The organism is Streptomyces triticisoli (assembly GCF_003270085.1).
Classification (GTDB): Bacteria; Actinomycetota; Actinomycetes; order Streptomycetales; family Streptomycetaceae; genus Streptomyces; species Streptomyces triticisoli.
On record NZ_QFDQ01000247.1, the window covers coordinates 1 to 8584 of the forward strand.

8 protein-coding genes are annotated in these 8584 nt (G+C 74.3%); 3 read left to right on the forward strand and 5 right to left on the reverse strand.

Translation table 11 applies throughout. The features are described 5' to 3' along the window. Positions 1-268: 268 nt before the first annotated feature. From DEP02_RS28995 to DEP02_RS29005, 3 genes are all read right to left on the reverse strand, one after another. The gene (locus DEP02_RS28995) at positions 269-565 is read right to left on the reverse strand and encodes a GYD domain-containing protein (protein ID WP_112470641.1); all 297 of its coding nucleotides are present in this window, start codon (positions 563-565) and stop codon (positions 269-271) included. Positions 566-736: 171 nt separating this feature from the next. Continuing rightward, positions 737-1165, reverse strand: a complete 429-nt coding sequence (locus DEP02_RS29000; protein ID WP_112470642.1) for a hypothetical protein — start codon at positions 1163-1165, stop codon at positions 737-739. A 34-nt stretch (positions 1166-1199) separates the two neighbouring features. After that, positions 1200-1733 (reverse strand): DUF2231 domain-containing protein, encoded by a 534-nt coding sequence (locus tag DEP02_RS29005; RefSeq protein WP_112470643.1) that lies wholly within the window; start codon positions 1731-1733, stop codon positions 1200-1202. A gap of 124 nt (positions 1734-1857) precedes the next feature. Between DEP02_RS29005 and DEP02_RS29010 the strand changes: the two genes are divergently transcribed. The 3 genes from DEP02_RS29010 (at position 1858) to DEP02_RS29020 (ending at position 4627) form a co-directional block, all read left to right on the forward strand. Then, positions 1858-2622, forward strand: coding sequence for a helix-turn-helix transcriptional regulator (locus DEP02_RS29010; protein WP_232839320.1), 765 nt, complete (start codon positions 1858-1860; stop codon positions 2620-2622). Positions 2623-2829: 207 nt separating this feature from the next. Then, a complete protein-coding gene (locus DEP02_RS29015) occupies positions 2830-3597 on the forward strand; it encodes a hypothetical protein (RefSeq protein ID WP_112470644.1) in 768 nt (255 codons plus the stop codon). Between the two features lie 373 nt (positions 3598-3970). Continuing rightward, positions 3971-4627, forward strand: coding sequence for a phosphatase PAP2 family protein (locus DEP02_RS29020; protein ID WP_112470645.1), 657 nt, complete (start codon positions 3971-3973; stop codon positions 4625-4627). A gap of 73 nt (positions 4628-4700) precedes the next feature. Here the strand turns inward: DEP02_RS29020 and DEP02_RS34185 are convergent, their stop codons facing one another. Beyond that, entirely contained in the window at positions 4701-4874 is a 174-nt protein-coding gene (locus DEP02_RS34185; protein WP_198668647.1) for a hypothetical protein, read from the reverse strand. Between the two features lie 5 nt (positions 4875-4879). Further along, on the reverse strand, positions 4880-8584 hold a 3705-nt coding region (locus DEP02_RS35070), incomplete at its 5' end, for a DUF7902 domain-containing protein (protein ID WP_232839321.1).

Here is an 8584-nt window from a genome sequence, read left to right on the forward strand (position 1 = left end):
GACCAGGTGACCTGGTCGGGGGCCGGCCGGGGCTACGGGTTGCCCGATGTACGGGTTGCTTGATGTGGACGAGGCCGTCGGTGGTGATCGGGAGGCGGTCGCTGGTGCCGACCACGGCGATCCTGATGGTGTGCTCGACGCTGCTGGACCAGGTCCTGGTCCGGACGGCCTGCCGGTACAAGGGTGGTGAAGGCAGGGGGTGCAATCTTTTTACACGCCCTCTGCGTGCGCCCCGGGTACGCGGATGCCCGCGGTGTGCGGGGGTTCGTCAGCCGGCCGCCTTGGCGATGATGCGCTCCATCTCCTCTCGCCGGAAGGCCCGCAGAGTCGTGGAACGGATGTTGCCCACCCCACCGAGCTGCAGGAGTGCCGCGGTGGCGGTTTCGTCGTCGGGTGCCTCGACGACGGCCACGAGGTCGTAGGGACCGACGGTCCAGTAGATGTTCAGGAGTTTCGCCCCGAGCTTCTGCGCCGCCGCGCCGAAGGTCTCGGCGCGCTCCGCGGTGTCCTTGTAGTTTCGGACCCCTTGCTCGGTCCAGTTCAGCAATGAGACGTACGTCGGCATGTTCTCTCACCTTCACGAGGAGACACATCGCGAGGCCAATCCTGAACATCCGCACCGAGGCCCGCACGAGGTACGCACCCGAACGAGCAACGCGACCGAGCGGGTGGGAGCGGGGCCGGCCCGGCGCCTGCCCGACGTCCCGGTCCTGATCTCCCGTTTCCGCACCCCTCGTCAGCTGCCGCCCACTCCGAGGGCCGCCAGCAGCACCAGGACCAGGGTCGCGGCGCCGAGGAGGCCGTGGGCGGCGACCACGGGGACGGGGAGATGGCGTTCGGCCGGGGACTCCTCGTTCCCGGCGGCCGGGGCGGCTGCGCGGTGGACGGGGATCCAGCGGGCGAACATGGTGAAGCCGAGCAGGGCCACGGCGACGAGGACGGCGAAGGAAGTCCAGGCCAGTACGTCCAGGTCCGCGACCAGATAGATGATCCACACGACCAGTCCGGCCGCCGCGAGCAGGAAGTGGCCGAAGACGACCGGCGCCGGGAAGCGGGTCGTCCCGGTCTGCTGCTGGCGCAGGCCCCCTTGGGAGATCCAGCGGGCGAGGAGGACAAATCCGCCGAGGGCGGTGACCACCCAGGCGGCGAGAGCGGCAACGTCCATGTAAAGCTCCAGTGGTGGTGAGGCGAGAGGCCGGTCAGGACGGGGTGCGGGTGCGGAAGCCTTCGGCCTGGACGGACTCCTCGGCCACGCGGACGCCGTAGTGGTAGGCGAGCTTGCCGCCGAGGTAGCCGGACAGGCCGAGGACGGCCAGGGAGACGGCGGACAGGGCGAGCTGGCCCGAGCCGACCGCGCGGCCGTCGGGATAGCCGCCGGACTGGCGCCATGCGAAGCCCGCCGCGTACGCGACGGTCACGGCGAGGTTCAGGGCCATGTGCACCAGGCCCGTACGGAAGGCCGGCGTACCGGCGGGGATGGCGAACAGGTCGAGGAAGCCGACACAGGCCGCCGCCAGCGCGCCCAGCACACCGATGGCGATCAACCAGGCCGACCCGTGGGTCAGGAACCCCGGCCGGCCGACGATCTTCGACGCGATGTCGAAGACCAGGCTGGACACCCACGCCCCGATCGGCACCGTGACCAGGATCGGATGGAACGGATGCCCGTACGGACCCGCCAGCGCACCGCTGACCGGTTGCTTCGCCCGACGCAGATCACTGTTGACCGCCATGCGGCACCTCACATCGTCGCCCGTGAGTCATTTCACCAACGATTGTTGGTCTTATTCGGAGTGCAGGTCAAGAGGGAGGACACGACGAAGCCCCGGTGCCACTCGTTGGAGTTACGGTGAGGCCGTGACCCCCGAATCCACCCCGGCGCGGGCGGCTGCCCCGGCCGGCGCCGACGCGATGGCCGTACTCGCCGTCCTCGGCGACGAGTCGCGCCGCAGGCTGCTGGAGTTCGTCCGGCGGGCCCGGCGGCCCGTGACGCGCGAGGAGGCGTCGGAAGCGGTCGGGATCTCCCGCAAACTGGCCGCTTTCCACCTGGACAAGCTGGTGGCCTCGGGACTGCTGCAGGCCCGGCACGGCGGCCACGGGCCGCGCCGTGTGGGCCGCGCCCCGAAGGTCTACGAACCCAGCCCCCACGCCCTCGCGGTCAGTCTGCCGCCACGCCGCCACGAGCTGCTGGCCGCACTGCTGGCCGAGGCCGCGGCCACCCAGCGGCCGCCGGAGAGCGCACGGGAGGCGGCCCTCCGGGTGGCGGGTGAGCGCGGGCGCGCGCTCGGCGCGGAGGCCGGCGGCAAGGACGTGACCGCGTTCCTGGAAGAGACGGGCTTCGAACCCACGGCCGAGGACGACGGCCGCCGCACCGTACTGCACAACTGCCCCTTCCACCCCGTCGCCGCACAGGCACCGGAACTGGTCTGCGGCATGAACCACGCCTTCCTGTGCGGTTACCTGGCGGCCTGCGGCAACCGGGAAACCACGGCCGTGCTGGCCCCGCGTGCGGGGGCCTGCTGCGTCGAACTGCGCACCGGGGGCACCGAGGCGGCGGACGCCGACGGCGAGCCCCGGCCGGAAGCCGGGGACAGTTCCCGCACCCGTGACACATCCGCCTGAGCCGACTCCAGGAGACGGTGGACCGCCCCCGGTGGTGAAGGTCCTCGTCCCCGGCCGCCGCGGCCCCGGTACTCGGCTGATACTCGGCCGGCACTCGGCAGGTGTGACGGAGGAGCGGCTTCGTACGCTGAGGCAGTCGAAGTGAGCGGTGACGGCGTCGGATCCGTTGAATCAGTGAGAAGCCAGCGCATCGGGATGGACACGGGTATGGGCGACCGACACAGCGACGGCGGCAGCCGCGTGCCCGCCCGCGACGGCAGCGCGTCGAGTGCCGACGGGCTGCGGCTCGCACTGAGCCGTGCACTGCGCGCCGAAGTCCTCGACGCTCCCGCCGAACAGCGGGTGTTGGCCGCGTTCCGTGCCGCGCGGGACAGCGGGAGCCACCAGCGGGCGGACACGAGGAAGCGGGACGACTGGCGGCCACGGCCCCGCCCGGCCCGCCGCTCGCTGAGGGCCGCCGTCGGCGTCCTCGTCTCCGGCCTGGTGCTGAGCGGCGTGGCGGTGGCGGCGATCGGTACGCCCGGAAAGGGCCACGACCAGCGGCAGGACGACGACGGCCGTGCACCGCGCCGGCCCTCCGCCTCGGCCCCCGCAGCCCCCGCATCCTCCGCGCCGACGCCGTACGACACCGCGTCCCCCGCGTCCCCCGTGCCCCCCGCCGGCCCCTCCGCCGCCCCCACCCCCGACCGCCCGCCGACGGCCGAGGACATCCAGGTCCACTGCCGGGCGTACCCGTCGGCGAGGGGCAGCGGCAAGGCACTGGAGTCGGCCGCCTGGCAGCGCTTCCTCGCGGCCGCCGGCGGCGAGGACAACGTCGCCGCCCACTGCGCCGACCACCTGCGACAGGCCCCGCCCGGCAACCCGGGCAAGGCGCAGGACGGGAGCCAGGGCGACACCCCCCGGCCCACCGCAGAGCAGGGCCGCCCGTCCCAGGCCGCCGAGAAAAGCAAGGGCCCCCCGGCACAGCAGGAGTGACCCGCAACGGCGCACGCCCACCCTCGGCCCGCCGCACCCCGGCCCGCCGCACCCCGGCCCACCGCCGAACAGGACCGCCGCCGGCTGCTGCGTGCCGGCGTCGCGGCCGGGGTGATCTGCGCCGCAGCCGTCCTCGGTCCCGTCCGTCTCGCCCACCCGGCGGGCCGCCCCCGGCCGGGGCCCGGAGCCTCCCGACGCCCACCGGCCCTCCCTGGGGGGCACCCACCTCCGTGCGGGCCGGGCCCGGGCAAGCCGACCGTGCCCGAGGCGGCCGGACGGCCGACTGCTACCGTCTACCAATCTGCAGACGTTCATTCCTCGGACAGCCCGGCTTCACCGAGGATTCCGCTTCTGTGCCCCGGAGATCCACCAGATGACGACTCTCTCCTCGCCCGCCCAGGGGCTCGACGGCGCGGCCATAACCGGCGGCCTCTACACCGACGTCACCGAGTTCGCCCGGCACACGCCCTGGCTGAACGGGCCCGCGGAGACGTACTCCTCCCTCGGCATGGGCGTGTTCGTGGTCTTCGGCCTGGTGGCCTGGTGGCGCGCCCGGCACCAGGGGAACGCGGTCATGGCCGCCGTACTGGCCACGCCGTTCGCCGTCGTCATCGCGTACGCCGTCAACAGCGGGCTCAAGAACATGTTCCAGGAGCAGCGCCCCTGCCGGGCCCTGCCGAACAGCTTCCTCATCGAGGCGTGTCCCCCCGTGGACGACTACGCCTTCCCCAGCAACCACACCACGGTCGCCGTCGCCTTCGCGGTGGCACTGCTGGTCGTCAGCCGGTGGCTCGGGTCCGTCGCCCTGCTCGCGGCCGTGGCCATGGGCGTCTCACGGGTGTACGTCGGCGCCCACTACCCCCACGACGTCGCCGTCGGCGCCCTGGTGGGGACCGTCGTCACCCTGCTCGTCATCCTCGCGGTGCGCCTGCTCGCCGTGTCCCACGTACGACGGCTGCGCACCGGCGCACTGGCCCCGCTGCTCACCGCCCCGGGCACGGTGACGGGCCGGCCGGCGCGAGCGCGCTGACGCCGCCCTCTCCCCTGTTGTCCGTCCGCCCCCGGACACCGGCCGAGCGACCGGTGTCCGGGGGCGGCGTCGGTCAGTCGTCCTCGGGCAGCAGCCCGCCGCGGTAGGCGTGGGCGCGGCGGCGGTCGCGGCGGACCAGCACGGTCGTGCAGGCCGTCACGATCAGCGTCGCGGTGGTGAGCGGGACCAGGAAGGGCGACATCCCCGTCATCTCCGCCATGACCGTCGTCATCGTCATCGTCGTCATCGTCGTCACTGCTCCTTCCTGCGGTCGGCCGCGTGCCGGGCCCGGGAGGCGGTGGAGCCGGTGAGGGCCGACTCGATGGCGCTCATCCGGTCGGCCAGCAGGGCGAGGGCCGCGGTCGCCCGGGTGAGGGGGTCGTCGGTGGGACCCCCGAGGGCCTGGGCGCGGGCGTGGGCGGACTTCAGCTCTTCCCAGCGGACGGCCTGTTCATGGGTGAGGGTGCCGCGCAGTTCGGCCAGTTTCAGCAGGTTGGCCTCGGCTCCGCCGGTGAGGGTCTGGGCCTCGGCGGTGAAGTGGTCGTCGAGGACGGCGGAGAGTTCGACGGCGTTCATGACGGTCCTCAGCCGCTGGGCGATCTTGTTCATGGTGCGGTAGGAGCCCTGGAGCCGGAACGGCGGCTCGGTGCGCGTCGCCTCCGACTGGGCTGCGGAGGCGATGTAGGCGGCGTTGACCGCGAGGACCGTCTCGCGCGCGGTGAGCAGGTGGCGCAGCACGGCGACGATCTGCTCCACCTCGGCGGGCGCGTAGGGGTGGGTGAGCCGGTCGGCGCGGGCCGCGGGGTCGCCGGAGGCGAGCCGGAGCAGCAGGTCCAGGTCGCGGCGGGCGCGGCCGGCCAGCGGAGCGAGGACCGGGTTCGCGGTGAGCGCGTTCTCCAGGAAACTGAGCGCGAAGACGTCCTCCTTGCCGGTCAGTACGTCGCCGAGGTTCCAGACGTCGGCGCGGTTGGCGAGCATGTCCGGGACGCGGAAGCGGTCGCCGGACTCGGTGCGGCGGGTGGCGTCGCACAGCGGGATGAACTTCTGCAGCAGCTCCGGCGAGGTGTGCTGGATGTCGTCCAGGAGCAGCAGGGTGTTGTTGCCCGCCGCCAGCGCGAAGTTGATCTTCTCGATCTCCCGGCGGGCCGTGGCGTTCGGCGCCTCGGCCGGATCCAGCGAGGTGACGGCGTGGCCGAGGGCCGGGCCGCTGACCTTGACCAGCATCAGGCCGAGGCGGTCGGCGACGTACTCCATGAGCGTGGTCTTGCCGTAGCCGGGCGGCGAGACGAGCAGCAGCAGGCCGCCGGTGTCGGTGCGCCTGGTCTCGCCGGCGGTGCCGAGCTGGCGGGCGAGGCTGTCGCCGATGAGGGGCAGGTAGACCTCGTCGATGAGCCGGTTGCGGACGAACGCCGCCATGGAGCGCGGGCGGTGGTCGTCCAGGCGCAGCCGGGTGCGCTCGGCGTCCACCAGGGCGGTGCGCCGGCGCTGGTAGGCGCGGAAGGCGGGAACGTCGCCCTCCGCGAACCGCCTCGTCCGGGCCAGGAACTCGTCGATCCGCAGGGTGAGGGTGCGGCCCGTGATGCGCGGGTGGGTGCCGAGCAGGCCCTCGGCCGCGGTCACCGGGGAGACCTCGGACTCGTACCGCGTCAGGTCCGGGCACAGCTCGGCGGCCACCGCCTCGGCCAGGTCCCCGGCGGCGATCCCGGTCCCGGTGGAGGTGACGTACGCCGACAGCCACGCCCCGGCCAGCTGACGGCGCGCGGCGAGGTCGTCGAGCGCGGCCAGGTCCTCGTCGTAGGCGGAACTGCCCACCGTGCGGCGGAACTTGTCGAGCAGGGTGCGAGTGGCGGCGCTGACGACGAAGCCGTCGGGGCCGGTGGTCAGCTCCTCGAAGAGGTACGCGGCCGCGGCGCGGGCCAGGGCGTACGCGCCCGCGGTGACCGCTCCGTCACCGGCGCCCGCGGACGCCGGTGCGGCGCCGCTCGCGTGGGCCTTCGCGGCCCCGGCCGCGAAGACCGGTCCGGCGCCACCCGCGGACGCCGGTGCGCCCCCGCCCCCGAAGAGCAGTCCCGCGCCACCCGGGTACGCCGGCCCGTGGCCGCCCGCAGAGGCCAGACCGTGACCACCCGCAGGCGCCAAGCCCAGACCACCCGCAGGCGCCAAGCCCAGACCACCCGCAGGCGCCAAGCCCAGACCGCCCACAGGCGCCAGGCCGTGACCACCCACGGACTCCAGACCGTGACCACCCGCAGACGCAAAGCCCTGACCACCCACAGGCGCCAGACCGTGACCACCCGCGGGCATCGGAGCGGGGCCGCCCGCGGATGCCGGGCCGCCGTCGGCCGGCGGCGTGTGGCCGGTGGTGCTCGACGACCAGGCCGCGATCGCCTCCGCCAGTTCCGTCTCCAGTTCGGCGATCGCCGGGGACGGGCCGAAGGTGTCGCGGGCACGGGCCAGGGAGACGGCCCGGCGGCTCCAGGTCGCGCGGGCCGCGGGCGTGGTGCCGTGGGTCCAGAACAGCTGGGCGGCGGCGCGGGCGGCGGGTTCGTGGCGCAGGGGGCCGGCCTGCTCGTACAGGGGGAGCAGGGCGGTCAGGATCGCCGCGGCGTCGTGGTCGTGGACGCCGCGCTCGTGGCCCTCGTCGTACGCCTCCTCCGCGGCCCCGCGCACCAGGGCGGGCAGGTCGTCGGCCGCCGCCAGGGCGGCCGGGCCGTGCTCGCGCAGCAGACGGGCGGCCAGGTGCTCGGCGCGGTACACCTCGGGCGACTCGGACGGCAGCCGGCGGTCCCAGTAGGGGCGGGTGGCCGCGAAGTCCGGGTCGGTGACCGGGGCGCGGTAGTCGGTGCCGGTCAGGGCGAAGGCGAGACCGTCGCCGTGCGGGACCAGGGTGAGGTCGAGGGGCTGGGTGGTGACGGCGAAGCGGTGGGTGCCCAGGCGGAGGGTGCGGCCGCCGTCGGCGTACAGGTCGGTGCGGTCGCGCAGGGCGCGGGCCGCCTCCTGGCGGGCGGACTTCAGGCGGCCGTCCAGCTCCTCCGCCCGTACCGGGTCGCCGAGTTCGCGCAGCTCCTCGGCGGTGCGGCGGGCCTTGGCGACCAGCGGGTCGGAGGCGAAGAAGGTGCTGACGGCGTCGGCGTCGGCCAGGGTGGCCGCGCGCCGGGCGATCGTCTCCAGTACGCGGGCCGCGGAGGCGGCGAGCTGTTCGGCGCGGCGGGCGCGGGCGTCCAGGAGGCTCTGCTTGCGGCCGGAGAAGGCGTCGTAGATCTCGGTGCGCTTGTCGGCGAGTTCGCCGAGGAAGTCGTCGAACTCGGCGAACCGGGACTCCAGGTTCTCCAGCCGGACCAGCAGGGAGGCGAGTTGCTCGTCGCAGGCCTCGGGGTCGTCCGCGGCGGCCAGCGCGCCGGTGACGGCCTGGCCGAGCAGCGCGAACTCGGCGGCGAACTCGGCGCGGCCCTCCTGGTCGCGCAGCTCCCGGCGGCGGGCGTCGAGCAGGGCGCGGGCGCGGTTGACGCCGCCGAGCACCTCGGCGATGCGTTCCAGGACGGAGGTGCGCACGGTGGCGTCGCCGATGTCGAGGCCGGCGACGACCTCGGTGACCGTGCGCAGGCTGCCGGCGAGGTCGTCGAGCCGGTCGGCGACCGGGGCGGCCTCGGCGACGGAGCCGATCGACTCGGCGTCGGCGACGAGGCGTTCGACCTCGTCGTGGTGGTCGGCGAAGGCGTCCTCGCGGGCCAGGGAGGCGACGGCCCGCTGCCCGAAGCCGGCGAGGTCGGACTCCGCCTCGGCGGCGAGTTCGTCGATGCGGGCGGTGTCGGCGTACCGCATCTCCTTCAGGGTCAGCAAGTGGCCCTGTACCTGACGGAGTTCGCTCAGCCCGGCGACCCAGGCGGCGGCGCCGCGCGGGGCCTCGCCGCGCAGCCGGCGCACCACCGCGGCGAGCCGTTCGGCGGCGGCCTCGAG

Bases quoted from the DNA above. Each gene is read 5' to 3' on its own strand.
- DEP02_RS28995 (WP_112470641.1), bottom strand. From the start codon at position 565: ATGCCGACGTACGTCTCATTGCTGAACTGGACCGAGCAAGGGGTCCGA.
- DEP02_RS29000 (WP_112470642.1), bottom strand. From the start codon at position 1,165: ATGGACGTTGCCGCTCTCGCCGCCTGGGTGGTCACCGCCCTCGGCGGA.
- DEP02_RS29005 (WP_112470643.1), bottom strand. From the start codon at position 1,733: ATGGCGGTCAACAGTGATCTGCGTCGGGCGAAGCAACCGGTCAGCGGT.
- DEP02_RS29015 (WP_112470644.1), top strand. From the start codon at position 2,830: ATGGGCGACCGACACAGCGACGGCGGCAGCCGCGTGCCCGCCCGCGAC.
- DEP02_RS29020 (WP_112470645.1), top strand. From the start codon at position 3,971: ATGACGACTCTCTCCTCGCCCGCCCAGGGGCTCGACGGCGCGGCCATA.
- DEP02_RS34185 (WP_198668647.1), bottom strand. From the start codon at position 4,874: ATGACGACGATGACGATGACGACGGTCATGGCGGAGATGACGGGGATG.